Annotated in this window: 24 protein-coding genes and 1 tRNA gene; 10 read left to right on the plus strand and 15 right to left on the minus strand. The window is 54.7% G+C overall.

Annotation, left to right across the window (positions count from 1 at the left end; genetic code table 11):
- Positions 1-64: 64 nt before the first annotated feature.
- Entirely contained in the window at positions 65-967 is a 903-nt protein-coding gene (locus tag JUF21_RS00360; protein ID WP_203623207.1) for a Cof-type HAD-IIB family hydrolase, read from the plus strand.
- Positions 951-1,466, plus strand: a complete 516-nt coding sequence (locus tag JUF21_RS00365; RefSeq protein WP_125758209.1) for an LURP-one-related/scramblase family protein — start codon at positions 951-953, stop codon at positions 1,464-1,466. The genes JUF21_RS00360 and JUF21_RS00365 overlap by 17 nt, the downstream gene beginning before the upstream one ends.
- Positions 1,467-1,631: 165 nt before the next feature.
- Here JUF21_RS00365 and JUF21_RS00370 read toward each other — a convergent pair whose 3' ends face one another.
- On the minus strand, positions 1,632-2,198 hold the full coding sequence (locus JUF21_RS00370; RefSeq protein ID WP_125758219.1) for a GNAT family N-acetyltransferase: 567 nt from the start codon (positions 2,196-2,198) through the stop codon (positions 1,632-1,634).
- A gap of 514 nt (positions 2,199-2,712) precedes the next feature.
- Here JUF21_RS00370 and JUF21_RS00375 point away from each other — a divergent pair.
- The 8 genes from JUF21_RS00375 to JUF21_RS00410 all read left to right on the plus strand — a co-directional run bounded on the left by JUF21_RS00375 (position 2,713) and on the right by JUF21_RS00410 (position 10,894).
- A complete protein-coding gene (locus JUF21_RS00375) occupies positions 2,713-3,774 on the plus strand; it encodes an ABC transporter ATP-binding protein (protein ID WP_203623208.1) in 1,062 nt (353 codons plus the stop codon).
- Complete coding sequence (locus JUF21_RS00380) at positions 3,764-4,657, plus strand: carbohydrate ABC transporter permease (protein WP_203623209.1); 894 nt, start codon at positions 3,764-3,766, stop codon at positions 4,655-4,657. Before JUF21_RS00375 ends, JUF21_RS00380 begins: the two co-directional genes overlap by 11 nt.
- A gap of 12 nt (positions 4,658-4,669) precedes the next feature.
- Positions 4,670-5,491: a carbohydrate ABC transporter permease gene (locus JUF21_RS00385; protein ID WP_125758215.1), complete on the plus strand. Its 822-nt coding sequence runs from the start codon at positions 4,670-4,672 to the stop codon at positions 5,489-5,491.
- 8 nt (positions 5,492-5,499) lie between these two features.
- Positions 5,500-6,801 carry an ABC transporter substrate-binding protein gene (locus JUF21_RS00390; RefSeq protein WP_203623210.1) on the plus strand — a complete coding sequence of 434 codons (1,302 nt, stop codon included), beginning with the start codon at positions 5,500-5,502 and terminating at the stop codon, positions 6,799-6,801.
- A gap of 206 nt (positions 6,802-7,007) precedes the next feature.
- Positions 7,008-8,243 (plus strand): MBL fold metallo-hydrolase, encoded by a 1,236-nt coding sequence (locus tag JUF21_RS00395; RefSeq protein WP_203662480.1) that lies wholly within the window; start codon positions 7,008-7,010, stop codon positions 8,241-8,243.
- Between the two features lie 168 nt (positions 8,244-8,411).
- Positions 8,412-9,596 (plus strand): cyclopropane-fatty-acyl-phospholipid synthase family protein, encoded by a 1,185-nt coding sequence (locus tag JUF21_RS00400; RefSeq protein WP_203662482.1) that lies wholly within the window; start codon positions 8,412-8,414, stop codon positions 9,594-9,596.
- Positions 9,597-9,789: 193 nt separating this feature from the next.
- Positions 9,790-10,503 carry a J domain-containing protein gene (locus tag JUF21_RS00405; RefSeq protein WP_203623213.1) on the plus strand — a complete coding sequence of 238 codons (714 nt, stop codon included), beginning with the start codon at positions 9,790-9,792 and terminating at the stop codon, positions 10,501-10,503.
- Positions 10,496-10,894 (plus strand): HIRAN domain-containing protein, encoded by a 399-nt coding sequence (locus tag JUF21_RS00410; RefSeq protein WP_203623214.1) that lies wholly within the window; start codon positions 10,496-10,498, stop codon positions 10,892-10,894. Before JUF21_RS00405 ends, JUF21_RS00410 begins: the two co-directional genes overlap by 8 nt.
- Before the next feature lie 38 nt (positions 10,895-10,932).
- Here JUF21_RS00410 and smpB read toward each other — a convergent pair whose 3' ends face one another.
- The 14 genes from smpB to whiA all read right to left on the minus strand — a co-directional run bounded on the left by smpB (position 10,933) and on the right by whiA (position 25,709).
- Entirely contained in the window at positions 10,933-11,406 is a 474-nt protein-coding gene (smpB, locus tag JUF21_RS00415) for an SsrA-binding protein SmpB (protein ID WP_125758263.1), read from the minus strand.
- Between the two features lie 17 nt (positions 11,407-11,423).
- Positions 11,424-13,805 carry a ribonuclease R gene (gene rnr, locus JUF21_RS00420; RefSeq protein WP_203662490.1) on the minus strand — a complete coding sequence of 794 codons (2,382 nt, stop codon included), beginning with the start codon at positions 13,803-13,805 and terminating at the stop codon, positions 11,424-11,426.
- A 163-nt stretch (positions 13,806-13,968) separates the two neighbouring features.
- The gene (gene secG, locus JUF21_RS00425; protein WP_125584772.1) at positions 13,969-14,205 is read right to left on the minus strand and encodes a preprotein translocase subunit SecG; all 237 of its coding nucleotides are present in this window, start codon (positions 14,203-14,205) and stop codon (positions 13,969-13,971) included.
- 99 nt (positions 14,206-14,304) lie between these two features.
- On the minus strand, positions 14,305-15,852 hold the full coding sequence (locus JUF21_RS00430) for a ClC family H(+)/Cl(-) exchange transporter (RefSeq protein ID WP_203623216.1): 1,548 nt from the start codon (positions 15,850-15,852) through the stop codon (positions 14,305-14,307).
- A gap of 64 nt (positions 15,853-15,916) precedes the next feature.
- Entirely contained in the window at positions 15,917-17,134 is a 1,218-nt protein-coding gene (locus JUF21_RS00435; RefSeq protein ID WP_203623217.1) for an MFS transporter, read from the minus strand.
- Positions 17,135-17,298: 164 nt separating this feature from the next.
- Complete coding sequence (eno, locus tag JUF21_RS00440) at positions 17,299-18,603, minus strand: phosphopyruvate hydratase (protein WP_125754998.1); 1,305 nt, start codon at positions 18,601-18,603, stop codon at positions 17,299-17,301.
- Positions 18,604-18,675: 72 nt separating this feature from the next.
- Positions 18,676-19,431, minus strand: coding sequence for a triose-phosphate isomerase (gene tpiA / locus JUF21_RS00445; protein WP_203623218.1), 756 nt, complete (start codon positions 19,429-19,431; stop codon positions 18,676-18,678).
- 26 nt (positions 19,432-19,457) lie between these two features.
- Positions 19,458-20,648 carry a phosphoglycerate kinase gene (gene pgk, locus JUF21_RS00450; RefSeq protein WP_125755000.1) on the minus strand — a complete coding sequence of 397 codons (1,191 nt, stop codon included), beginning with the start codon at positions 20,646-20,648 and terminating at the stop codon, positions 19,458-19,460.
- 228 nt (positions 20,649-20,876) lie between these two features.
- Positions 20,877-21,899 carry a type I glyceraldehyde-3-phosphate dehydrogenase gene (gap, locus tag JUF21_RS00455; protein WP_125755001.1) on the minus strand — a complete coding sequence of 341 codons (1,023 nt, stop codon included), beginning with the start codon at positions 21,897-21,899 and terminating at the stop codon, positions 20,877-20,879.
- Between the two features lie 37 nt (positions 21,900-21,936).
- Positions 21,937-22,974, minus strand: coding sequence for a sugar-binding transcriptional regulator (locus tag JUF21_RS00460; protein ID WP_125755002.1), 1,038 nt, complete (start codon positions 22,972-22,974; stop codon positions 21,937-21,939).
- Between the two features lie 334 nt (positions 22,975-23,308).
- A complete protein-coding gene (clpP, locus tag JUF21_RS00465; protein ID WP_056989759.1) occupies positions 23,309-23,899 on the minus strand; it encodes an ATP-dependent Clp endopeptidase proteolytic subunit ClpP in 591 nt (196 codons plus the stop codon).
- A 196-nt stretch (positions 23,900-24,095) separates the two neighbouring features.
- Positions 24,096-24,167 (minus strand) — tRNA-Arg (locus JUF21_RS00470).
- A 67-nt stretch (positions 24,168-24,234) separates the two neighbouring features.
- Positions 24,235-24,684: a MarR family winged helix-turn-helix transcriptional regulator gene (locus JUF21_RS00475; RefSeq protein WP_203623220.1), complete on the minus strand. Its 450-nt coding sequence runs from the start codon at positions 24,682-24,684 to the stop codon at positions 24,235-24,237.
- Positions 24,685-24,761: 77 nt separating this feature from the next.
- Positions 24,762-25,709 (minus strand): DNA-binding protein WhiA, encoded by a 948-nt coding sequence (gene whiA, locus JUF21_RS00480; protein WP_203662498.1) that lies wholly within the window; start codon positions 25,707-25,709, stop codon positions 24,762-24,764.
- Positions 25,710-25,711: the final 2 nt, after the last annotated feature.

Here is a 25,711-nt window from a genome sequence, read left to right on the forward strand (position 1 = left end):
ACTCAAGCATCGCCCGCTTTGCATCCGCTTTTATGGTAGAATTGCGATGATTGGAGGTTTTGTCATGATCAAACTGATCGCATCCGACTTGGACGGCACCCTGCTCAACGCCGATTCCGAAGTGTCGCCAGCCAATGCCCAAGCCATTCGTGACGCCCAAGCAGCCGGTATCGAATTCATCGTGGCCACTGGCCGCAACTTGCCGCAGGCCCAGCCGCGGCTTTCACGTCACGGTCTCAAGCCTGCTTTTATCACGATCAATGGCGCCTTAGTGTACAACGAGGCCGGTCAGGTCAAGGTCCACATTCCGCTGGCCCATGACCTGCTGTTCTCCGTGCTCGACGAGATCGACCGCGCTGGGTTTTACTGCGAACTGGTGATTCCTGACGGCGTCGTTTCCAATTCCTACGCGCACCGCCTGGCGGACATGAAACGCGCACTGCGCCGCTATCATCCAGAGCTGAGCGACGACCAGCTGACTGCCCAAGCGGAAAAAAGGATCCAGTATCTCTTTACCAAGTACGTGGACGACTACCGGGAGTATGTCACCCCTGACACCGAGATTCTCAAGGTCGTGGTGTTTGCCGACGGCGGCCAGGCCGCGCTTGCGCCGCTCAAACAGCAACTTGAGGCCCAGGGCGAATTGGCAATTACGTCAAGCGGCGAGAATAACCTTGAAATCAATGCGAAAGATGCCCAAAAAGGCCCGGCTTTGGCCGCCTACGCTGCGCTGAAGAAAATCACCATGGATTCGGTGATGGCCATCGGGGATAATCTCAACGATGAATCGATGATCAGAATGGCCAAGTACGGTGTAGCCATGGCCAACGCGGTTCCCCAGATCAAACAGCTGGCGTGGCACGTCACTGCAACCAACGTTGAAGATGGGGTCGCCCAGGCCATTCACCACGCCATCGCCCTGAACCAACAGGAAAAAGGCGGCGAACGCAATGCTGTATTATATTGATGCCCAAGCACTGCACGAGTCAGGCGTGACCGTGGTCAAAGACGACCAGTCAAAACCCGCCTTCATTTTGAATGGTCGGCATGGCCTGGCAAACGATACCTTTAACCTGCACACGATTTCCGGCCAGGAATTGGGCGAGATCCGGCAGAAAACCATGGGGATGTCGCCGCGCTATGACCTGACCTTGAACGGTCAAAAAGCCGGCAGCGTGAAAAAAATGCTGGGCGTCTGGCACGAGTTTGTGTTTGTCACTGACCTCAACTGGCTGATTTTCGGCAACCTGCTGGCCAATGAATACCACATCTACCACGGGGTCAAAACGGTAACCACGATTGCGGCCGTGGGTGCGGCGACTTCCACCACTTTCAAGATCGACATTCTCGATCCCCGCAATGTTCACGCCGGACTGTTGGTGGCGGCCGTACTCGACCGGTGGCGCTTCGTGCACCTGACCAACCCGCTGACTCGTGGCAATTTGGCCTACACGACTGGAACCTGACCGCCGACCACACATTTTTAGTTTAAAAAAGAAGCAAGACACATCCCCCAGTCGCGTTCTATGAACAACGCCCAAGCGCCTCTGCACCGCGATTCTAAAAACGAATCGTGGCACAGAGGCGCTTGTACTTTGAGCTAAAACCGCTTGATGTCTCAGCCTTTTGGCTTAAATGGCTTTAGTCATGTGGTTATAGCGATGGGACCCAATCATCAGCTCTCGCGTCTTCTCGAACCCGCACTTGCGGTATAAGTGCTCGGCATGCGGGTTAGTCTGGTCAACATTCAGGGATAACAGCGTCACGCCTTGTTTTTTTAAAGGCGTCACAATGCCGTTCAATAAAGCCGTCCCGATACCATGGTGCTGGGCGGCTTCGGCAACGGCCAGCGTGTCGATGTACCACTCACCAGGGTCGGATTCGACATCTGGAAAAAGCTCATGATCGATTGGCAGACCAACGCTTGGAAGCAGCGGTTTAAAGGCGTCATCGATGTGTGCCTCCGCCTCATGCGGGTACCCAACCAGGATGCCATCAACGCCTTGGCTGCCGACGTGGACCGTGGTTTGCGGATAGCCATAGCGGTATTTTGGCAGCTTAAACGCCTGCTCAAACACCTTGTATAGCGCCGGTTTGGCCATCCGCATCAGCGCAGGAATTTCCATTTCTTCAAAGACAAGATCAATCAGCGGCACGACTTGCGCCGCGTCTTCGGGTTTACTTGGACGAATCATGATCGTTGCGGCTGCCTCTTTCCGACCGGCGTCGCCGCAACATCCCCTCCTTGACCGCCGATCAGTCACGCCGCCCATTATAGCAAACTTTGCGATTGCCCCCAACCGTCAGGATAGGTGACTATCATTCAAAAGTCTGACACACCGCGTGTCGCTACTACCAAAGTGATAAAAGCACCCTTGTTTGGCCAGTTCTAATTTAATTATAAGCATAAGTGCCAATTGCAACTGTTATTCTTAAACGCGCCGCTTGAGGCACCACGGGCTTTGGCAAAACAGGTCAAAGAGTTTTTAAATCCTGGTCAGTCTCTCTCTAACTCTCAGGAGCAGCGAATGAGTGCCATATTGAATAAAAGGAATAGAATCCTCAGCATTCTCTCTCATCCGCCACATCTGGTGAGCGCGTTCTGTCATCATACTGTATCTTGTGGCCTTGCCGCATCTTTGCTACGATATATCTAGTGCCGCGACGCACCAGTTAGCGACACGCGAATACAGTTGAAGGAGCGTAACCGGGTTGAAAGTAACGTTTAAAGACGTCACTTTGTCCTACGACGGAAAGAAAGATACCCTCAAGCATCTGAATTTTCAGATTCCTGACGGCACCCTTGTTTCCCTGTTAGGGCCAAGCGGCGGGGGCAAAACCACGACCCTTAACCTGATCTCCGGCTTACTACCGGCGACCTCTGGCCACATTTACTTTGGGGATGAAGACGTCACAAAAAAAGACGCCTTGGCACGCAAAGTCGGGATGGTCTTTCAGAACTACTCACTCTACCCGCACTTGACCGTTCGCGACAACATCGCGTTCCCACTCAAGATGCAGAAGGTCAAAAAGGCCGAACGGTACAAGCGAGCCGAAGAACTGGCGAAGCTCGTCCACGTGGATGACCAGCTTGACAAAAAGCCGGGCGGGCTCTCCGGGGGCCAGCAGCAGCGGGTCGCGATCGCGCGTGCGTTAGCTAAATCACCTTCGCTGCTGCTCCTTGATGAGCCGCTGTCGAACCTTGACGCGCGCCTGCGCATTGAGATGCGTCAGGAAATCCGCCGCATCCAGCAGGAAACTGGCGTCACGACCATTTTCGTGACCCACGATCAGGACGAGGCGCTGCACATTTCCGACAACATCATGGTCCTGGCGCAAGGCACGATTCAGCAGTTCTCGACGCCAACGGTGCTTTACGAGCGGCCAGCCAACCTGTTTGTGGCCAAGTTTATCGGTGAGCCCGTCATCAACACCCTGCCCGCCGACGCGCTGAAGGCCGATCTGGTCAGCAGCGTGCCGGCCAGCATCCTGGCCCAAGCCAAAACGGCCGGGATTCGCAGCGAGGCCATCGTCCCGTTTGATAACGGTCAGGAAATGGTGGCGAAGATCCACGCCGGGTTGAAGCAGGCCAGAAAGTACGGCCGGGAAGCTACCGCCAATCTGGCCTACAACGGCGAGACGCTGCTCTCCACCGAAATGGCTGGACTGCCGGCAAGCCAGACGGAAGGCGACTTTTTCCTCACCAAAGCGGGATTTTTCCTCTTTGACGAAAAAGGTGCGTTGATTTTTGGCGGTGATGCCCATGATGAATGAGAAGCCCACGCTGAAGTCGTCACTCAAGGCCTACCTTTACCTCCTGCCAATGCTGGTGATCTCCGTGACGTTCAGTATTTGGCCGATCATCTCATCGCTTCTGATGAGTTTCTATACCAAGTACAACTTCTACACGGATAAAGTGAGCAAGATGGGGTTCGACAACTTCATTTACCTTTGGAACGACCCAGACTTTCATCTGGCGGTGCGCAACACGCTGATCTTCGTGGCCGGAGTCGTGCCAATCACCGTGATTTTGTCATTGATCATCGCCCTGCTGCTGAATCAGATCAAGTGGCTGTCCGGCTTTTTCCGCACTGTTTACTTTCTCCCGTTCGTCACGTCGACCGTCGCCATCGCGATGGTCTGGAACTGGATCTACCATTCTGACTACGGACTCATGAATTACTTTCTGAGTCTGGTCGGGATCCATCCCATCAATTGGCTGACGGATCCCCACTGGTCCCTGCTGGCGCTGATCATCATGAGTATCTGGAAGGATCTCGGGTTCAACATCATCCTTTTCCTGGTGGGGCTGAACAACATCGATAAAGGCTACTATCAGGCGGCCGAAATCGATGGCGCCAACGCCTGGCAGCGCTTCTGGAACGTCACGATCCCGATGATTTCACCGATCACCTTCCTGGTCTCTGTCAACGGTGTGATCAGCTCGTTCAAGGTGTTTGACCAAATCTTCGCCTTGTTCCAGGGCACTCCAGGGCCTGGGAAAGCCGACCTGACCATCGTGTACTACCTGTACGAAAAATTCTACACCGAGTATAAGTACCCGATCGCGGCTGCCAGCGGCGTTGTGCTTTTTGTCTTGATTCTCCTGGTCACCTTCGTGCAGTTGTGGTACTCACGCAAGCACGTTCACTACTAAGGGGGCATCATCATGGCAAAAAAAATCAGTCGCGTTCTACTGTACTTGATTGTCGCCCTCGGGGCCTTGACGATGCTGATCCCCTTCCTGTGGATGATCTCTACCTCGCTGAAGTCCGGTCCGGAAACCATCAAGGTGCCGCCGGTGTGGATCCCTCAGGTGCTGCGCTGGCACAACTATGTCGAGGCGTTTCACGCCGCACCGTTCTTGCGCTACTTCGTTAACTCGGTGATCGTCACCGTGGTCACCACGGTGGGTCAGCTGCTGACCAGCATTCTTGCGGCGTTCGCCTTTGCGCGGCTTCGCTTCTGGGGCAAGAATTTCCTGTTCATGATTTTCCTTGGAACCATGATGATCCCCGGAGAGATGCTGATCATTCCCAATTTTGTCACCTTGTCGAAGATGAGTTTGGTCAACACGTACGGGGCGCTTATTCTTCCTTGGCTGGCCAGTTTCTTCACTGTCTTCACCCTGCGTCAGACGTTTCAGTCCACGCCTGACCAGATTTACTACGCCGCGAAAATGGACGGCGCTTCGGACTGGAAGTACCTCTGGACCGTCTTGGTCCCGATGAGTAAGTCGACGATCACCGCCGTGACCGTCCTTGAAGTCATCGGGTCCTGGAACTCCTTCATGTGGCCGTTGATCGTCACCAACAGCGAAAAAATGCGCACCCTGCCGGTTGGGCTGCAAGCCTTTACCACCGACGCGGGCACGCAATATCAGCTGCTGATGGCGGCCTCGACCTTCGTGATCATTCCAATGGTCATTGTTTACATGTTCTTGCAGAAATACATCATTGCTGGAATCTCAAAAGCTGGATTGAAAGGATAGTTTAACTCATGAAAAAGAGTGTTTGGGGTAAATCATTACTTGGGGCAGCCGCCGTTCTGCTGGGCCTGACCCTTGCCGCTTGTGGCAATTCGAACGCTTCAAGTAAAAACAGCACCAGTGACAAGAAAGTGACCATCACTTTCTGGCACGGCATGAACGGTCCTTATAAGACTGCACTTGACGGCATTATTAAAGACTTCAATAACTCGCAAAGCAAGTACGTGGTCAAGGGCACCGCCCAAGGCAACTACACTGCGCTGCAGCAAAAGATCATGGCGGGGGCCAAGTCAAAGTCACTGCCAACCATGGCGCAAACGACTTACACGACCGTTCCTGACTATGTCTCCAACGGCTTCATCACACCGCTGGACCCATACATGCTCAAAGGCAGCGACAAGTTGAGCCAAAGCTCGCTGAAGGATATTTACCCGGCCTTTATCTCCAGCTCGAAGTATCAGGGCAAGTACTACTCCATGCCGTTTTCTAAGTCGACCCGGATCATGTACTACCAGCCAGCACTGATGAAGAAGCTGGGGGTCAACAAGGTCCCAACCAGCTGGGAAGAGCTGCAAACGCTCGGTCAGACGCTTAAGAGCAAGGGCGTCGCAGTTGTCGGCTTCGATGCCTCATTCGACATGGAACTCGAAGCACTGGCTCGCCAGAACGGCAACGCTTTGGTCTCCAAAGACCTGACGGCGAACTTGAACTCCAAGAAGACCCTGCAAGTCACCAACATGATCTTCAACATGTTGCAAGATGGTGAAGCCAAGACCGCCGGTGAAGATATTTACGGTGACAAGAACTTCACCTCGGGTAAGACCCTCTTCTACATTGGCTCCTCTGCGGGCGTTTCCTCGATGCAGCAAAATGCACCGAAGGGCTTTGAGTGGAACACCACGACGGTGCCTTCATACAAGGGCAAGAAAGCCACTGAGCTGGCCGGCAATGACCTTGTGATGTTCAAGTCTGCCTCTGCCGATCAGCAAAAAGGTGCTTGGGCCTTCATGAAGTTCCTGACCTCCAAGAAGGAAACCATCAAGTGGGCAGAAAAGACGGGTTACGTGCCGCTGCGCAAGTCCGCAGTCAAAGATGCCAGCTTCCAGAGCTACCTGAAGAACCACGAAGTGAACAAGGCAGCCGTCGACTCACTGGATTCCGGCTTCCAGTCCACCGCCTTCAAGGGCTTCACCGAGTACCGCAATGACCTGCTGGATGCCGTTGATTCGATGACGACTAAGCACACTAAGCCAGCAGATGCCATGGGCACCCTACAAAAGAAGACCGAAACGATTCTGAAGGACGCAAAGTAAACAGCTTTTACCAAGAAGAGTCGGCTGCGCAGTCGGCTCTTTTTGTTCGGCCAAAATTCGTACGGCTGGCTAAATGCCAGTCGTTACCGAAAAACTCAGACGGCCGTATGTCACCCACGTGACGCCGCGGCAAAAGTGGCGTAGAATAACCAGTTACGATTAAGCGGCACCGGTCTCACCGGCTCACCGCCACCCAGGAGGACACGATGACACAAATCAGATTTTTGAACGGACTGAGGACTATTGGCGGCAACATAGTGGAATTTTCTCAAGCAGGCAGCCGGGTGATCATGGATTTTGGCGTGGCCGCGGACCTAACGAACGAAACGGCGGCCTCGGCAATCGCAAACGGGAAACTGCCCAACGTGCCGGAACTCTTTGGACTGGCCGAAGATCACTGGACGCACGAGGCAATTTTCATCTCGCACCTTCACATCGACCACATGGGCGCACTGCAGTACCTGAAGCAGGACATCCCGGTGTACCTGTCCGCACCCAGCTACCGGCTCTATCAGACACTAATCGAGTTGGGCATTGAAAAGCCCGTCCGCAATCTGCACCCCCTCCCGTTTGAGACACCCATGACCGTCGGGGCCTTTTCGGTCGAGGGCTTTGCTTCCGATCACGACGAGCCAGGCATCATGGCGCTCTTGGTGGGCGATGGAACACGCTGGTATGCGCACTCCGGCGATGTCCGCCTAAATGGACCGCATCCCGAACGCGTCGCCCACTGGTCCCAGGTGTTTCACGACAAGAAGCTGGCGATGTTCATGCTTGAAGGCACCACCTTCTCTTTTGACACAGAAACGCCAGTGGAAGATCAAAATCATCCCAGCGCCGCGCTGACCGAAAGTGAATTGCAGGCACAATTGAGCAGTCTGCTGGGAAACACCAAGCAGCTGGTCGCAATCAATCCCTACAATCGCAACTACGCGCGGCTGGCGGCGATTCAAGAAGCCGCGCACCAGGCGCACCGGCAAATGGTCTGGGAACCTGCCGACGCTGTGATTTTGGAGACGATGACCGGGCTGAAAGCGGACCAGATCATCGGCAAGTCGATCACTGCCGACGCGCTGCGCCAAGCGCCAGACCAGTATCTGCTGGAGAACTCGTTCAGCCACTTGGCCGACCTGGCCGCGCTGCCCGTGGGCAATTACGTCCATACCAATGGCGAACCGCTGGGCGACTATGATCCCCGCTTCCAGCAGCTCAAAGACTTTCTGACCGCGCACGCCATCCCGCTGACCTTTTTGTCCTGCACTGGTCACGCCACGCGGGCGGATCTGATCACTCTGGCGCAAACAGTTGCCCCGCGCATCATTGTGCCTTGGCACAGCTTCCACCCGGAGCGCGAAGCCGAAGCGCTCGACGCGGCCACTCGCGCCGAGGTACTGCTGCCGGAAAAGGATCTGTATTACACACTGGATGAGCCCGAAGACTAGGCCTGAAAAGACCATTCGAATAGTTGAAAATACTCTCGGTCCGGAAGTGGCACACGGTGTGCTAACCGCGATGCGACAGCCCTGACACCATTTGGTGAATCGCTGAGATTTTCCTTTTCCCCGTGAAAAGAGTAAGGTATTTAAGAACAGATTTTAAGGAGGTCACTCATGCTCGAAAAACAATTTTACGACCAAATGTTTGCGCGCTCGTTCAATATTCCCATCACGGTGGAATACTGGGACCACACGCAAAAGACCTACGGCGAGGGGACGCCAAGCCTCACGATCCACATGAAACAGGCAATCCCCGCCAAGGAGCTGCTCAAAAACGCGTCGCTTGCGCTAGGCGAGGCTTACATGCGCGATGACATCGATGTGACCGGCGGCGGTCAATTCCCCCTCCAGGAGCTGCTGACGGCCGCATACGAAAGCGCAGGCTCGTTTATGCGCAACAAAAAACTGATGCGGTTCATCCCCAAACAATCGCACACTGAAAAGAAGAGCAAGGCGGACATTCAGGCCCACTATGACCTCGGCAACGACTTCTACAAGCTTTGGCTCGACGACACGATGACCTATTCCTGCGCCTATTTTGACGACTGGGATCAGGACCTCACGGCCGCTCAGCAAAACAAGGTCACGCACATTCTGCGCAAGCTCGACCCACAGCCCGGCCGGCGCTTCCTGGATATTGGCTGCGGCTGGGGTACGCTCATGCTGACCGCCGCCATGCGCTACCACCTCGACGTGACCGGGATCACACTGTCCAAGGAGCAGTACGACTTTGTCAACGCGCGCATCCAAAAATTAGGCATTGAAGACCACGCCCGCGTCCTGCTGGTCGACTACCGCGAACTCACAGACGGTCCCTACGATTACATCACTTCGATCGGCATGTTCGAGCATGTTGGCAAGGAGAACCTGGAGCTGTACTTCAAGGACGTCACGAAGCTGCTGGCGGCTGGCGGCTCCGCTCTGATTCACGGCATTACCCGCCAGCAAGGCGGTGCCACTAATGCCTGGTTGAACAAGTACATCTTCCCGGGTGGCTACATCCCCGGTCTGAGTGAAAACATCGATCACATTATCGATGCCGGGCTGCAGATTTCCGACCTTGAACCCCTCCGCCGTCATTACCAGCGCACACTTGAACACTGGGACGAAAATTTCAATGCGCATCGCAACACCATTCAAAAGAAGTTCGGCTATGAATTCACACGCATGTGGGACATCTACCTGCAGGCTGCAGCCGCGTCTTTTGAATCCGGGAACATCGATGTCATCCAGTACTTGGTCACGAAGGCCCCTTCCGGCACTGGCCTGCCGCTGACCCGCGACTATATTTACGACTAGGTTGCCAAGATTCGCTTCGGCGGATCTTTTTTTTGCGGAAACTTGCAAGCGATTTCCCGCCGCCGGATAATGATATCAAAGGAGGTGGGCAACGTGTATGACCTGATGTTATCCCCCCGAGACCGTCTTGGCGCGCCGTCGGGTAAACGTCGCAGCGGAACTGCTGCTTGACGCTGTACAGGAAAATGATGCTTTGAGCAATCATCGCGTGCCCAACCTCACCGCTTTTTACTGGAGCGAATTTGGACCGCTGGAGATCGGCCTGTACGAAGCCGAGCTCAAACGCGATCAAACCGCCATGCGGATCCGCCTGATCCGCCAGTACCTGAACCGCGGCGAGCCCATTGATTTGCCAGTGATCGAAGTCAAGATCACTGCCTCGTTTGCCGACCGTGTTCGCTATCTGGCATTCATGCGCAGCCAATTAAATGAGGCCACCAGCTACTTGGCCCTGCCAGTTTTGTCTGACTCGGAATCTGAGGAGCTGAACACCTTGTATAAGCAGCTGATCAAGGCGCTTCATCCGGATCTGCATCCCCACCAAAGTGCAGCGGACGCCTGGCTGTTCTTGAAAGTGCTGGACGCTTACGCCAACGGGCTACTTGAAGTCTTGGAGGCTATCGCTGCAATGCTGGCAAACCGCGAAGACGAAAACCTGTCACCCCAGGAGCTGAACCGCCAGCTGGCCGACCTGCTGACCGACTTGGCGCAGGAGCGAGCCCGCAAGTTTGCGCTGTATCAAGCGTGGCCACTGACAATCGAGGCACAGCTGAAAAGTGAGACCTGGCGGGATCATCACCGCGCCGAGTTGCAACTGGCCCTCAATCGGCTGAAACAGCAGGTGGCGGCAAACATTGTGCTGTATGGGCAGCTGGTTGGCGATTTAGGAGGTAACCGTCATGGGTGAATTTGAAATCAAACCGGTCACCGGGGGTAACGGTCTGACGCCATGGCACGGCGGAATGCCGAGTCAAGCAACCGACCTGACCGGCAGCGAGATTTTTCTGATCAATCATCATGTCGCCGGCACCGCTCATGTGCCCGATCCGGCGACATTGACTGCCGACCTGGCGCTCGGCCAGCAGGTACGCCTGCTGCGGGAGAAAAATGCGTACGATGCCTTTGCAACGCGAGTGGAGACCCTGCCCGGCCGCAAGCTCGGGTACCTGCCGAAGCGCGAGAACATCGTGATCGCCCGGCTGCTCGACGCCGGCCTGAACGTCTATGCAAAAATCACCGACTGGACGATGAAAGGCAACTGGCCGTACGTCAGGCTCGATATCTTCTTAAAGCTTTGAAAGCAAAAAATCCAAGCCGATTGGCTTGGATTTTTTACTTAGTAGCGTGCTTTGATTGCTCTATCGATATCTCGCTTCTGGTCCTTTTGCTTCAAGGCCTCTCGCTTATCGTACAGCTTCTTCCCTTCGGCCACCCCGATCAAGACCTTCGCGTAGCCGTGCTTGAGGTACATGCGAAGCGGCACTGCGGTCTTGCCTTGTTGAGTCAACGCGGCCAGCAGCTTGGCAATTTCCTTCTTGTGCAAAAGCAGCTTGCGTGACCTGAGCGGGTCAACGTTAAACTGATTGCCCTCCTTGTACGGGCTGATATGCACGTTGACCAGCCAAGCCTCGTTATTCGTGATGCGAATGAACCCATCACGCAGCGTCGTTTTGCCAGCCCGCACCGACTTGATCTCGGTGCCGGTCAAGGCAATGCCTGCCTCATAGGTCTCGAGGATGTTGTAGTCATGCCGGGCCTTTTTGTTCTGGGCCAGAAGGTTATCGGGCTTCGGCTTCATTTTTTTTGCCATCGGCTCACCTTCTTTGGTTAATGTCTGTTTCCTTTATTGCCACCGCGAGTGGCGTGGCCTTTGACCTGGCTGCCGATCGTGTTGCGAAACGGCTTGGCGTGCCCAGTCGGCCGCTTGGCGTTGTGCCGCTTGCCCTGGTCGCCAGGCTTCGGCGCACCAGCTTTGTGATCATCGCGTCGCGGCTGACGCCGGGGCTGCTTTGGCACGACCAAATCGGTTGTCGGTGTATCCTCAGTCGGCACCAGTGAGAAGTCGACCTGACGCTGCTCAACGTCGACGGCTTCAAGCTTCACGCGCACCGGCTGCCCAATGCGGTAAATGTGGTGCGTGCGCTCGCCGATCAAGGCCATCTGGCTTTCCAAGAACCCGTAATAATCATCGGTCATTCGGGTGATGTGAACCAGGCCTTCAACGGTGTTCGGCAGCGCAACAAACATCCCGAACCCAGCAACGCCGGAAACCACGGCATCAAACTCTTCACCGACCTTATCGGCCATGAATTCGGCCTTCTTCAGGTCATCAACGGCGCGCTCGGCATCAACACTATGCCGCTCACGGGTCGAGGCCTGGGCGGCGATGTCCGGGAGCTTTTCGGCCCACTTGGTCTGCACGTTATCGCCGGTGCCTTCAATGGCGTAGGTCCGGATCAGCCGGTGCACGACCAAATCAGGGTAGCGGCGAATCGGGCTGGTGAAGTGACAGTAGTACTTGGCCGCGATGCCAAAATGGCCAAGCGGCTCGTCAGAGTAACGCGCCTGCTTCAGGCTGCGCAGCATTTTGACGTTGACCATCATTTCCTCAGGGGTCCCCGCAACTTCAGTGTTGACATTCTGCAACATCTTCGGCGTCACCTGCTGCCCCTTTTTGATTGGGACTTGCAGGCCGAAGGTAGCCAGAAAATCAACGAAGTCCTTAATGCGATCCTCGTCTGGGGTCTCGTGCACCCGGTACAGGAACGGCACGTGCATGCGATTATAATGCTCCGCCACCGTCTCGTTGGCCTGCAGCATGAAGCTTTCAATCATGCGCTCAGACACACCGCGCTCGCGCAGCACAATATCCGTCGGGTGGCCCTGGTCATCCACGATGATCTGGGCTTCATTTTCCTCAAAGTCAATGGCGCCGCGACCATGGCGCATCTTGTAGAGAATCTTATGCAGATTCGCCATCAGCTTGAGCATTGGGACCAAGTCGCCGTATTCGGCAGTCGCATCGGGATCACCATCGAGCACTTGGTTGACTTTATTGTAGGTCAGGCGGCCGTGGGAGCGAATGACACTCTGGTAAATTTCGTGGCTGACCACGCGGCCCTCGCCATCGATTTCCATGTCGCAGGACATGGCCAACCGGTCTTCGTTGGGGTTCAGCGAGCAGATCCCGTTACTGAGCCGGAATGGCAGCATCGGAATGACCCGGTCGACCAGGTAGGTCGAGGTACCGCGCTTGTAGGTTTCTTTGTCCAGCGGCGAGCCTTCAGTCACGTAGTAGGAGACATCCGCAATGTGGACACCCAAATGGTAGTTGCCGTTGGGCAGCTTCCATGCCACCACCGCGTCGTCGAAGTCCTTGGAGTCATCCCCGTCGATGGTGACCACCGGCTGATCGGTGATGTCACGCCGGCCCAACCGGTCCTCAGCCGTGACGTGATCTGGGATGGCGTTGGCCTGCGCCATCGCATCGTCTGGGTAGTCCACGTATATATCGTTGGCCAGCACCAGCGACATGATGTCGACCCCAGGCGCATTCTTGTTGCCCAGGTTCTGGACAATCAGCCCCACCATGCTGTTCGGCCGGTCGGCGTTCGGAAATTCAGTGATTTCGGCCATGATCATGTCGCCGCGTTCCGGCACGGTACCATTATCCTTGATGAAAATGGGATAGCGCGCCAGTTTCTTTTCGTGACTCGTGACCGTGCCAATAAAGCCCGTGCGGCTGTGCTCGGCATCGGACAATGGCGCATACTCGCCCACTAACCGGGTGTTTTTACGCTCAACCACCTTGGTGATCGCGCCTTCGGGACCGCGCGTGTCGCCAGGCCGGGCCTGGTGGACGACTGTGACTTCAACAGTATCCCCGTCCATGGCAAATTTCGTGTTCGGCGGGGCAATGAACATATCGTTGTCCTGATCCTCGATGGCAACAAAGCCGAAGCCTTTTTCGTTGCCGTGGAACACGCCTTGCATGCTCTGCGGCTTGCCGCCGAGCATGTAGCGCTGATTGTCGTCTTGATGAATCAAATCATCATTTTCCATTCCCGTGAGCGCCTGCACCATCACTTTGAAGTCCTCGGCTGACGTCAATTTGAGTGCGCGATTCAGCGACGCAGTGGAAAAACCGATCTGCGGATTGCGCCGAAACGTCGCCAATAATTCATTTCTTAAGTGGCCGACTGTGGTCATAGATGTCCCTCGTTTTCTTTTGATAAAAAAGCTTTCGATCTCTAAAAAATATAATTACACCGAGCGCCGGCTAGCTGACCAACCCGCAGAAGGTTTCCCCACTTGAGCAGATGCGCCTATGCCTGCCTCCAAAAAAAGGCCCCTGTTCACCAGGAGACCTTCGTTAGTGGGATGCCAGATACACTAAGACGAGCGAGAAGGCGAAGAAAAGGACGCCCAGTACAACGGTCACCTTTTCCATAAACGCTTCAAAGCCCCGTGATTTTTGCTTGCCGAACAAGTCGGTGGCGCCGCCAGACAGCGCGCTCAAGGCATCTTGCTGCTTGCTCGGCTGCATCAGGGTCGCGATCACGATCAGGATCGAATCGATGATGAGTAAATTAGTAAAAAGACTCTGCAAGTTTTTCCCTCCCTTGCAAATGGTCACTAGTAGTAGATTATCACAAAGCAGCCGTCAAGACCAGCCAAGTTTCGCCCGCAGGGCCCAACTAAGCGCGCCTCATTCGGGCTCCTGCTCACTCATTTGTTCGGCCAGCTCGTGCAGCCGTTTGCGCACCGCCGCTCGCCGGCTGGCGTCGGTCAAAATCACCAGCGTGTCGCCGCCGTGAATGACCGTATCACCATGCGGTAGCAGGCTGTCTTCACCGCGCCGAATTGCCATCAGCAAGGTTTCCTTTGGCCACTTGAAATCGCGCACCGCCATGCCGTCCAGCACGCTGCCGGCATACACCGGCAGCTCCAGGCGGTCCATGCGGTGAATCGCCTGAAGCCGATTTTTCGTGGTCATTCGCCGCAGCAGCGACTCATAAATCGGCGCGCCGCCCAGCAGATCGACCACGACATAGGCGACCAGCGACAACACCGCCATGGCCATCAAGTTAGTGAGGTTACCCACCATTTCAGTGATCAGCAGGATCGCGGTGAATGGCGCCTTCCCGATACCGGCAAAGTACCCGGCCATCGCGAAGATAATCAGATTCATCTCATAGGCCCGCGGCAGCCAACCAATGTCCCCCATCAGGACCGCATAGGCGGCGCCAATCACCGCCCCCAGCGACAAGATGGGCAGAAATATCCCACCAGGCAGCCCCGACCCATAAGAGACCATGGAAAAAACGTAGCGCAGTGCAAAGATGACCAGCAGCACACCAAACGCCGGAATGCTGCGGTTAAACCCGGTAATCAAGCCGTTGCCGCCGCCTAAAACAGCCGGGTCCAGCAGCCCGATCGGAATCACCAGGAGAAAGGGCACAAGCCCCTGCAGCGCGCGAGGAATATGCGTAAACGAATAAAGTTTAGGCATTGCCAGCAGCGTCTTCTGATAGGCAAACCCCAGCACCCCAAGCAGCGCGCCAAGCAGTAATAAGTGCCAGTACAAGGAAACCGGCAGCGGTCGGTTGTAAACCAGATGCAGGACCGGTACTTCGCCGAAAACGTTCAGGGAAATGAAGTTGGCCCCCACCGCGCTGGCCAGGCTGGTGATCCACACCAGCGGGCTGAAATTGTGGTAAACCTCTTCAAGCACAAACATCGTGCCAGCGATCGGCGCATTGAACGCCGCCGCCAGACCGCCGGCCGCGCCAGCCGCGATCATGATGCGGCGATCCGCGCCATTTTTCTTGAACCCTTGCGCCACGCCTTGGCCCACGGCGGCGCCTAACTGAATGGACGGGCCTTCACGGCCGAGAAACAGCCCCGGCCCAATGCTGATAATGCCGGCAACAAATTTTTTCCACAGGATCGACCACCAGTGAAACTCGAGCTCGCCTTGCAGCTGGCCTTCAACCTGCGGAATCCCGGAGCCTGAGATATTGGGCTCGCTTTTGAGCAGCCAGGCGACGAGTAAGCCGGCGACAATACTGCCGATGATAATTAGCATCACAATGCCAGGCGTGGCAGTGCGGTAAAGCGACTGCATGAACCCCAAAATTCGCTCAATTGAAAACCGAAATGCCGCGACGACGCCGCCTGTGAGCAGCCCAACCAGCAGCCCAAACAGAACGAAGCGCAGCCGTGTGGCGTCAACGGTTTTTGAAGCCTTATGCATATCACACCTCCAAAGAAACTGGTCCCATTATACAACAGAAAAAAGGTCCGCAGAAAACACGGACCTAGCCGCGCCGCAGCGTCGGCTCAGTAACCCACAAGATGACGAAGTTGAGCAGCAGCAGCGCCGCCGTGGAGATGAACACCACATTGTAATTGAAAATGCCGCCAAGCAAGCCGCCAAGCAGTCCGCCGAACATGTTACCCAGCGCCTGGAACGACTGGTTCCACGAGAAAATTGCAGACGTCGCCGACGCCGGCGAGTTTTTGGTCAGCAGCGTTTGAATCGTGGGGAACAAGGCGCCATCGGAAATCCCAATGGCAAAGCGCAAAACCCCGAGCAAGACGACGCTGGTGACAAAGCCCTGCGGAAAGTACATGACTACCGCGAACAGGTAGCCGGCAATCAGGACTTTCCCGGAGCCGTGCTTGTCGCCGTAATCGCCAAGCCGCGGGGCCGCGAGAATGTTCGACAGCCCTGGCAAAGCAGCGATGATGCCGGCCACCAGCGCCACCGGCCCAACGTTATGCATCAGCTCTTTGATGTACAGGCTGATGATTGGCGAGATGGACGCGTTACCCAGCTGCACGATCATGGTCGAGACAAGCAAGATGATAATCAGCTTGGGGTTGGCAAATTGGCTCAAAAGCCCTGAGAGGCCGCCCTTTTCACCTTTACGGTGCGGGGCCGGCACGAAATATTCTTTGACGAATAGCCCTGAAGCAATCCCAGCCAGCAACAGCAGCCCGGCGGTGATGAAGAAAGTCACGCGGATCGACATGAATTGCGCCAGCAACCCGCCAATCACGGGCCCCATGAGCATGCCCGAGGTGGAGCCAGTCACCAGCGTCCCGAGCGCCTTGCCGGCGTGACTGCGCGGCGTCTGCGAGGCAATCAGCGCCTGCGCGTTAGAAATGAACCCGGAAAACAGGCCCTGCAGCGCTCGCAGCCCAATCAGCTGCCAGACATTGGTCACCAGACCCATCAGAAACATTGCGACGGCCATCCCGACCGCCGCCCGGATCAGCATGATCTTACGGCCTTTGCGATCGGCAAGCGCACCCCAAAGCGGCGAAACAATGGCGGTCACAAAAAAAGTGGCCGCAAAGACTAAGCCGGAATACAGGGAAACCTGCGCCTTGGTGAAATTGCCCAATTCACCGACATACAGCGACATGAACGGCGTGATCTCGGAAAAGGCAATGCCGGCAATAAACGTGCACACCCACAGCACGTTCAAATTCTGCCGCCACGGGCTCTTTTCTCTTTGGGTTTCGTTCATGTCGTCACTCCCTTTGAATTTAGCTGCAAATAAAAACAGTCACATAATAGTGTGCGAGTGAATTGTGAAGAAAGTGTGAATTTTGTTGTCAGGACAGCAAAAAAGCACCCTGCAAACTGCAGGATGCTCAATGTCCGCCGGGCTAGACCCGCCGAAATGAAAGACTAGTCGATCGCCTTAACGTTGTAGAAGGACTTGCGGCCCTTGTACGCAGCAGACTTGCCGAGTTCGTCTTCGATCCGCATCAGCTGGTTGTACTTCGCGATGCGATCGGTCCGGCTCATCGAGCCAGTCTTGATCTCGCCGGCGTTGGTTGCAACAACCAAGTCAGCAATGGTCGTATCTTCGGTTTCACCGGAACGGTGGGAAACAACGGCGGTGTAGCCGGCTTCCTTAGCCATTTCGATCGCTTCGAATGTTTCGGTCAGCGTCCCGATCTGGTTGAGCTTGATCAGGATGGAGTTGGCAACGCCCATGTCGATCCCCTTCTTCAGGTAATCGGTGTTGGTAACGAACAGATCGTCGCCGACGATTTGAACCTTGTCGCCAAGCTTGGCAGTGAACTTCTGCCAGCCTTCCCAGTCGTTTTCGTCGATTGGATCTTCGACTGAAACGATCGGGTACTTGTCGATGTACTTCGCCAGCAGATCGATGAATTCGTCGGTCGTGTAGGAGGTATCAGGATCAGACCACTTCAGGGTGTACTTCTTAGTCTCTGGGTCGTAGAACTCAGACGAAGCAACGTCAAAGGCGATGGCAACGTCTTCGCCCGGCTTGTAGCCGGCCTTCTGGATAGCTTCAACGAGCAGCTCAAAGGCTTCCTCGTTGTCCTTCAGGTTAGGCGCAAAGCCACCTTCGTCGCCGACGGAAGTGATGTCGCCCTTCGCCTTCAGCTCTGCTTGCAGGGCGTGGAAGGTTTCAGAACCCATGCGGATCGCTTCGCGCATGGACTTGGCACCAACAGGCATGATCATGAATTCCTGGAAGTCAACGGTGTTGGTCGAGTGCGCGCCACCATTGAGGACGTTCATCATCGGTGTTGGCATCACGTGTGCGTTAGGGCCGCCAAGGTACTGGTACAGCGGCAGACCAACTTCAGAGGCAGCAGCGCGGGCGGCAGCCAGGGAAACACCGAGAATGGCGTTGGCGCCAAGCTTGCCCTTATTCGGGGTGCCGTCGAGGTCGATCATGGTCTGGTCGATCAGGCGCTGCTCAGTGGCATCCAAACCGATAACGGCCTTGGAAATCACGTCGTTCACGTTGGCAACAGCCTTCAAAACGCCTTTGCCGCCAAAACGGGACTTGTCGCCGTCGCGCAGTTCAACGGCTTCGTGTTCACCGGTGGAAGCGCCTGACGGAACAAGCGCGCGGCCGAAACCGCCGTCTTCCGTATAAAGTTCAACTTCAACAGTCGGGTTGCCACGAGAGTCGAGGACTTCGCGAGCCAAAACATCTGTAATAATAGACATATGTTTTCTCCTTTTTGTGCCTGATACAGGCAGGTTTTATCGTAATTAGTTTACCACAGAAAAGCTGTGGGATTAGTCTTGGTAGTTGGCCAAGGCCACGAAACTATCCGGATCCATCGATGCGCCGCCAACCAGGCCGCCATCGATGTCAGGCTTAGCCATCAATTCCTTGACGTTGGCTGGCTTGACCGAACCACCGTAAAGAATGCGAACAGCGTCTGCCGTTGCCGCATCATACAGCTTGGCAACGATTGAGCGGATGTGCGCAACGACTTCTTGCGCCTGGTCAGCAGAGGCGGTCTTGCCAGTGCCGATGGCCCAGATTGGCTCGTAGGCGATCACGCTGTTTTTAACCTCTGAAGCGGAGATGCCGGCCAAAGCTGCTTCAACCTGTGAAGCGACCCAGTCGTTGGTCTGACCAGCTTCACGCTGTTCAAGACTTTCACCGCAGCAGATGATCGGCAGCAGGCCGTTTTTCAAGATGGCCTTGGCCTTCTTGTTGATGTCCTGGTCAGTTTCGTGGAAGTAGCCGCGGCGTTCGCTGTGGCCAATCACGACATAGTCCAGGCCCATCTCTTTCAGGGCTTTCGGGCTGGTTTCGCCGGTGAAGGCACCTGCGTCTTCGAAGTAGCAGTTTTCTGCCGCGGTCTGAAGCGGAGTGCCTTTGGCGCCAGCAACCAGGGTGCTCAGATCAATTGCCGGTGCGGCAATCACGGTCTGAACCTTGCTGGATTCTGGTAATTTACCTTTAACGCCGTTCAGAAATGCTTGTGTTTCTTCCGGGTTCTTGTTCATTTTCCAGTTCCCGGCCATGATAGGTGTGCGCATAATTAACTTCCTTTCAGAATTGAAACTTACTTGTCGGAAATTGCCGCGATGCCTGGCAGAGTCTTACCTTCCAGGTATTCAAGGCTTGCGCCACCGCCAGTGGAAATGTGGGTGATCTTTGGTGCGATACCAAGCTGCTTAGCCGCAGCGGTCGAATCGCCGCCACCGATAATCGTGGTTGCATCCTTCAAATCACCAAGCGCAGTCCCAACTTCCAGGGTACCCTTGGCGTAATTAGGCATTTCGAATACACCCATTGGGCCGTTCCAAACGACCGTCTTGGCACCCTTCAGGGCATCCTTGATGTCCTGAACGGACTTTGGCCCGATATCCAAGGCCATGTAGCCATCAGGAATCGCACCTTCAACAACTTTGTGAGGGGCGTCGTTCGAGAACTCCGTAGCCACCACGTTGTCAACTGGCAGCAAAAGCTTGTCGCCAGCTTCGTCCATGATCTGCTTGGCCAGGTCGATTTTATCCTTTTCAACCAGTGACTTACCGATTGACAGGCCCTTAGCAGCGTAGAAGGTATAAGTCATCCCGCCGCCAACAATGATCTTGTCAGCCTTCGGTACCAGGTTGCGGATCACACCGATCTTGTCAGAGACCTTCGCGCCACCCAAGATGGCAACAAATGGGCGCTTTGGGTTTTGAACAGCGTCGCCCAAGAACTTGATTTCCTTTTCCATCAAGAAGCCGGCAGCAGCCTGAGGCATATTGGACGCAATGCCGACGTTGGAGGCGTGGGAACGGTGAGCGGTCCCGAACGCGTCATTGACGAACAGGTCACCCAGCGATGCCCAGTACTTGCCAAGTTCTGGATCGTTGCCGGATTCTTTCTTACCGTCAAGGTCTTCGAAGCGCGTGTTCTCCATCACGAGAACGTCGCCGTCGTTCATCTTGGCAATCGCATCTTCAAGCTCCTTGCCGCGAGTAGCAGGAACGAAGGTGACCGGCTTCTTCAGCAGTTCAGAAAGACGCTCTGCAACTGGACGCAGGCTCAACTTAGCCTTATCCTCTTCGGTCTTAACCCGGCCCAAGTGGGACAGCAGAATTGCCTTGCCGCCGTTATCGATCACGTACTGGATCGTCGGCAAAGCAGCCACGATACGGTTGTCATCACCGATGACACCGTCTTTGATCGGCACGTTGAAATCAACGCGGATCAGGACTTTTTTGTCCTTCACGTCTAGATCAGAAACGATCAATTTAGCCATTGAATAAAACCCTCCTAAAATGTTGGAATGCTGAGCGCACACCCACCTGGTCCCAAGCGGACTAGGTTTGCCCTGCCAAACAGCGTGTTTGGTACGGCAAGCCCAGCCCGTCGAGGCCAGGGATATGCGTGTGCTTTTGCACATGTTGTCATAAAAAGAAGGCGGAGGGAGATACTCCCTCCGCCCCCTTCATAACGGTTGAAATCGTTAATGCTCTAAGGTTTTAAATTAGAGAGTCGCGAACTTCAGCAGGGTACGAATCATCTGGCAAGTGAAGCCATATTCGTTGTCGTACCAAGCAACCGTCTTAACCAGCTGGTAGTCACCGGCGGTCGTAACTTCGGTCTGGGTAGGGTCGAAGATTGAGCCGTAGGTTGTGCCGATAACGTCGGACGAAACGATCTCGTCAGCGTTGTAGCCGAAGCTTGGGTTGCCATCGGTGTGCTTCTTGATCGCAGCGTTGACCTGGTCAGCCGTCACGTTCTTGGTCTTCAGGATGGAAACCAATTCGGTCAGGGAGCCGTCAACAACGGAGACACGCTGTGCGTGGCCCTGAAGCTTGCCGTTCAGTTCTGGGATAACGATACCGATAGCCTTAGCCGCACCAGTTGAGTGAGGGATGGTGTTAACAGCAGCAGAACGCGCAGCGCGCAGGTTGCCACCGCGAACAGGGCCGTCAAGCAGCATCTGAGTGGAGGTGTAAGCGTGAACCGTTGTCATGGTACCAACTTCGATGCCGAATTCCTTGTTCAGGAAGTAAGCCATTGGTGCCAGGCAGTTGGTCGTGCAAGAACCGGCGGAAACGATCTTGTCGTCAGCGTCCAAGGTGTCATCGTTTACGTTGTAAACGATGGTCTTGATCTTGCCAGCAGGTGCGGAAATCAGAACACGTTCTGCGCCGGCATCCAAGTGAGCCTGAGCCTTTTCGGCTGAGGTGTAGAAGCCTGTGCATTCGAGAACGTACTGAACGCCGTCGTTCTTAACCCAAGGAATGTTCTGAGCCTGAGGTTCAGCATAAACACGGTATTCCTTGCCGTTAACAACGATACCGTTGTCGGTAGCGCTGACTTCACCAGGGAAAGTGCCGTGAGTTGAGTCATACTTCAGCAGGTGAGCCAACATCGCTGGGCTGGTCAGATCGTTGATGGCAACAACTTCAATATCGTTGCTCTTGGCACCTAATTCAAAGATGCGACGGAAGGCCAAACGACCGATACGGCCAAAACCATTGATACCAATTTTAACAGTCATGCTAAAATTTCCTCCTTTAGGAAATAAGAGTTTTATTCTAACGGGTTTCCCCAGTTAAAATCGCATTTGAGGCGCCGACGTCCGTGATGAGCCACGTCCGACTCGGCGCATTTTTCATATATGCTGCGATTGCCTTGGCCTTGGAGCGGCCGCCGGCAACTGCAAACACATATGGGATATGATCAAGATCCGGAATCTGTAACCCAATTCTTGGGATCTTGTAAATGACCTTGCCGCTCGCATCGAAAAACGTGCCAAAAGTTTCTGAAACTGCATGCTGTTCGGTGAGCTCGGCAATGGCCTCAGGAGACATCGATCGACGCTTAGCCATGATCAATGCATCTCCTATACTATGAATCACAACCTGGGCATTGTCAATTAATTGGAGCACCTCACGGACCGCCGGTTCTTGGAGCAGTGGCTGGTAAGTTTTCGCACTGACATTTTCAGGAATGTACAGCACCCGGTACTTACTATCCGTTGCTTCTGCCATGCTGGCGGCAACCGAATTGGCTTGAATTGCCACCGCCTCGCCGACGCCGCCGCGTGCTGGCACAAAGGTTAACTCGCGGCCTGCAGACAGCTTATACGTCATCTGCTGGGCCACGCGCGCCATTGTTGTGCCGCCCATGACCGCAATGGTCAACTGGCCGCTGGGCAGGATCAGCTGGAGAGTGGAGTTTAACTCCTTCCCCATCTCGTCCAAGACCCGGCTGCTTTGATCCGCGTCACCGCTAACAATCAGGCAGTGCTCAATGCCAAGCTTTTCGGCAAGATGCTTCTCGTCTTCCTTGAACCCCAGCAGCCGATTCATGAACTGCTCCAAGCCTTGGAAAACTTCGATACCCTGGCTGGTAAGGACCATGCCAGACTTTGAGCTTTCAATCAGGCCTTGCTTACGCAGAAACTCGGTTTCCGTGCGCAGAACTCGTTCGCTCAGCTTCATCTGCTCAGCAAGCGCCCGTCTACCGACCGGCGACATCCAGCTGATGAATTGCAAGATCTGATAGCGTTGCGTAATCACGCCCATGAAATCAGGCGCGATTGCTTCGATCCAAGCGAACTCAGAATGCATAGCTCATTGTCCTTTTCGTGGGTCGTTTGGCGTCCTACCGTGCCACATAGTGACCCAGTAGTAGCAAAAAATTTTGGGACCCCAGACACACCGGATCTCCCTTACCAACGCTTTCTATTATAGCCACCTGCTGAAAACGGTGCAAGGGATTTGCCTAAAAGCCGAAAACTCTTCCAATTTTGGAAGAATCTATGCTGAGCCTGCGCGTATTTTCGGAAAGAAACCGTTCTCTAATTTGGGGACGGGGTTTTCAAAACTGGTCATTCGGATGAGTTCTCACCTATTTTTCATCAAAAAAGCACCCGCATCTATGCGCGAGTGCTCGATTTCAGGATTACTTCTGGTCGGCCTTCGAGGTCAAAATATCATCGATTAAGCCGTAATCCTTGGCTTCCTGAGCGGTCATATAGTTATCGCGCTCCGTATCCTTCTTGATCTTGGCTTCCGTCTGACCAGTGGCGTCAGACAGGATCTTATTCAGCTTCTTGCGCGATTTCAAAATCTCCTCAGCGGCGATCTCAATCTCGGTCTGCTGGCCTTGGGCACCGCCAGACGGCTGGTGAATCAAGATTTCAGAGTTAGGCAGCGCAAACCGCTTGCCCTTCGCCCCACCGGCGAGCAGCACCGACGCCATCGATGCAGCCATGCCGATCGCGATCGTTTGTACATCGGCGTGAATCAAGTTCATCGTGTCCAGCATCGCCAGGCCAGAGGTGATCACACCACCAGGACTGTTGATGTACAGGTAAATATCTTTATCAGGGTCTTGTGCGTCGAGGAACAGAAGCTGCGCAATGACGGAGTTTGCAACCTGGTCATTGATTTCCCCGGACAGCATGATGATCCGGTCTTTAAGCAAGCGGGAGTAAATATCATAAGAACGCTCGCCGCGGCTGGTTTGTTCAATCACTGTCGGAACTAACATAGCGGAACCTCCTAACGAGTATTAGCACTCTTCTAAGTACAGTGCCAAGCTTAGCACTAACGTCAAAAAAGGTCAAAGACTTTGACCAACTTTTCGGGTCAGGGATAGTTTAGCATACTCACGCGCCTCGCGAGCCCTCAACCACCTGCTGCAGGCATTAAAAAAGGCGCCAACTAGTGGCGTCTTCCTTGAATGCTGCGCAGCCCGGGAGTCGAACCCGGATTTCGAGAACCGGAATCTCACGTGCGATCCATTACACTAACCGCGCAAGTACTCAATTATTTTACGGGAGCGCCGGCCAAAATGCAACCCTCAAGCCAAATTCAGGCCCGCGTTCACTGCAGCTTCTCGTCAGGGATGGCCGTCAGATGCTGATCGACCGTGTCAACCTGGCTCTTGATCGCTTCATACACTTTTTCCGGAAAATCCAGATAGGTCATGCATGAACCCACATGATCGTAAATCTCATCGCGCATGTCTTTGGCCTTCTGGGTCAAACTGACATCCACCCGGCGCTCATCTTGCGCAGAGCGTTTGCGTGAGATCCAGCCGTCCTTTTCCATCCGCTTCATCAGCGGCGTCAAGGTCCCAGAGTCCAGGTTCAGCGTCTGCCCGACTTCCTTGACCGACATCGTGCCGTGCTCGTAAAGCGACAGCAGCGTGATGTACTGCGGATAAGTCAACTTGTACTTGGCCAGCGCCTGCGAATAAAAGTGGTTAAATTGTTTTTGCGCTTTGTATATGGAAAAACACAGCTGTTCATTCAAACGGATCGGTTTAGTCATATGCTCGCCTCCAGTGACGTCATATCCATCTTTTCTATCGAGCTTATTGTAGACGATTTAATTAAGTAATGGAAGTGTCAACTTTCAGCGGCCTGCTGACTGCCTTCTGCAATCTGGTTCAGTTTCCGCAACCGGTGATTGATCCCGGACTTCGAAATCACGCCGCTGGGCACCATTTCCCCTAGCTCCTTCAACGAAACATCAGGATGTGCAAGCCGCAGCTCTGCGATTTCCCGCAGTTTGGGCGGCAGACCTTCCAGCAGGCCCCGGTCTTTCAGGGCGTTAATATTCTCAATCTGCCTTTGCGCTGCATCGATGGTTTTATTCAAGTTGGCGGTTTCGCAGTTAACCAGACGATTGACGGAGTTGCGCATGTCGCGGACAATCCGAACATCCTCGAACTTAAGCATGGCCGTGGTCGCACCGATCACCTGCAAAAAGTCCGCAATCTTTTCGGCTTCTTTAAGGTACACGATCCAACCGCTGCGCCGTTCAACGGTACGGGCATTTAACCCAAAATCATTCATCATCTTCAGCACATCATCGTTGTGGTCCTTGTACAGAGAATAAATTTCCAGATGGTACCGGGACGTCTCCGGACTGTTGACTGAACCCCCGGCGAGAAATGCGCCGCGAAGATAAGAGCGTTCCCGCTGCGGCTCGTCCAGCACCTTTCGGGACACCGCAGTGCGGATCGACATGTCGCGCCCGTCCAGAATATCCAGATCTTCCAAAACGGCGTTCACCCCTGTGGTCAGGCGGACCACATACTGGTTGTTCTTCTTCAGTTTCATCTTGCGCCGAACAATCAGGTTAGCTTCATGATGGTAAACTTGGCGGATCAAGCTGTAGATTCGGCGCGCGATGGCGGGATTCTCCGTTTGGACGTTGAGCACGAACTGGTGCGCCTGAATTGCCAACGTCCCGTTCATCCGAATCAGTGCAGACAGTTCCGCCTTCGCGTGCTCCGGGTGAACCTCCAGTTGGGTCAGTTCTTTTTTAACTGTGCTAGCAAAACTGGCCATTC

Origin of the sequence: Lacticaseibacillus sp. 53-4 (genome assembly GCF_016861805.1) — a bacterium.
In the GTDB taxonomy this organism is placed as follows: domain Bacteria; phylum Bacillota; class Bacilli; order Lactobacillales; family Lactobacillaceae; genus Lacticaseibacillus.

Coding starts and splice junctions, on each gene's coding strand:
- JUF21_RS00390 (WP_203623210.1), top strand. CDS start 5,500: ATGAAAAAGAGTGTTTGGGGTAAATCATTACTTGGGGCAGCCGCCGTT.
- JUF21_RS00365 (WP_125758209.1), top strand. CDS start 951: ATGCTGTATTATATTGATGCCCAAGCACTGCACGAGTCAGGCGTGACC.
- tpiA (WP_203623218.1), bottom strand. CDS start 19,431: ATGCGCACACCTATCATGGCCGGGAACTGGAAAATGAACAAGAACCCG.
- JUF21_RS00360 (WP_203623207.1), top strand. CDS start 65: ATGATCAAACTGATCGCATCCGACTTGGACGGCACCCTGCTCAACGCC.
- smpB (WP_125758263.1), bottom strand. CDS start 11,406: ATGGCAAAAAAAATGAAGCCGAAGCCCGATAACCTTCTGGCCCAGAAC.
- JUF21_RS00435 (WP_203623217.1), bottom strand. CDS start 17,134: ATGAACGAAACCCAAAGAGAAAAGAGCCCGTGGCGGCAGAATTTGAAC.
- JUF21_RS00430 (WP_203623216.1), bottom strand. CDS start 15,852: ATGCATAAGGCTTCAAAAACCGTTGACGCCACACGGCTGCGCTTCGTT.
- JUF21_RS00475 (WP_203623220.1), bottom strand. CDS start 24,684: ATGACTAAACCGATCCGTTTGAATGAACAGCTGTGTTTTTCCATATAC.
- eno (WP_125754998.1), bottom strand. CDS start 18,603: ATGTCTATTATTACAGATGTTTTGGCTCGCGAAGTCCTCGACTCTCGT.
- JUF21_RS00395 (WP_203662480.1), top strand. CDS start 7,008: ATGACACAAATCAGATTTTTGAACGGACTGAGGACTATTGGCGGCAAC.
- JUF21_RS00380 (WP_203623209.1), top strand. CDS start 3,764: ATGATGAATGAGAAGCCCACGCTGAAGTCGTCACTCAAGGCCTACCTT.
- JUF21_RS00400 (WP_203662482.1), top strand. CDS start 8,412: ATGCTCGAAAAACAATTTTACGACCAAATGTTTGCGCGCTCGTTCAAT.
- rnr (WP_203662490.1), bottom strand. CDS start 13,805: ATGACCACAGTCGGCCACTTAAGAAATGAATTATTGGCGACGTTTCGG.
- clpP (WP_056989759.1), bottom strand. CDS start 23,899: ATGTTAGTTCCGACAGTGATTGAACAAACCAGCCGCGGCGAGCGTTCT.
- pgk (WP_125755000.1), bottom strand. CDS start 20,648: ATGGCTAAATTGATCGTTTCTGATCTAGACGTGAAGGACAAAAAAGTC.
- JUF21_RS00410 (WP_203623214.1), top strand. CDS start 10,496: ATGGGTGAATTTGAAATCAAACCGGTCACCGGGGGTAACGGTCTGACG.
- gap (WP_125755001.1), bottom strand. CDS start 21,899: ATGACTGTTAAAATTGGTATCAATGGTTTTGGCCGTATCGGTCGTTTG.
- whiA (WP_203662498.1), bottom strand. CDS start 25,709: ATGGCCAGTTTTGCTAGCACAGTTAAAAAAGAACTGACCCAACTGGAG.
- JUF21_RS00385 (WP_125758215.1), top strand. CDS start 4,670: ATGGCAAAAAAAATCAGTCGCGTTCTACTGTACTTGATTGTCGCCCTC.
- JUF21_RS00460 (WP_125755002.1), bottom strand. CDS start 22,974: ATGCATTCTGAGTTCGCTTGGATCGAAGCAATCGCGCCTGATTTCATG.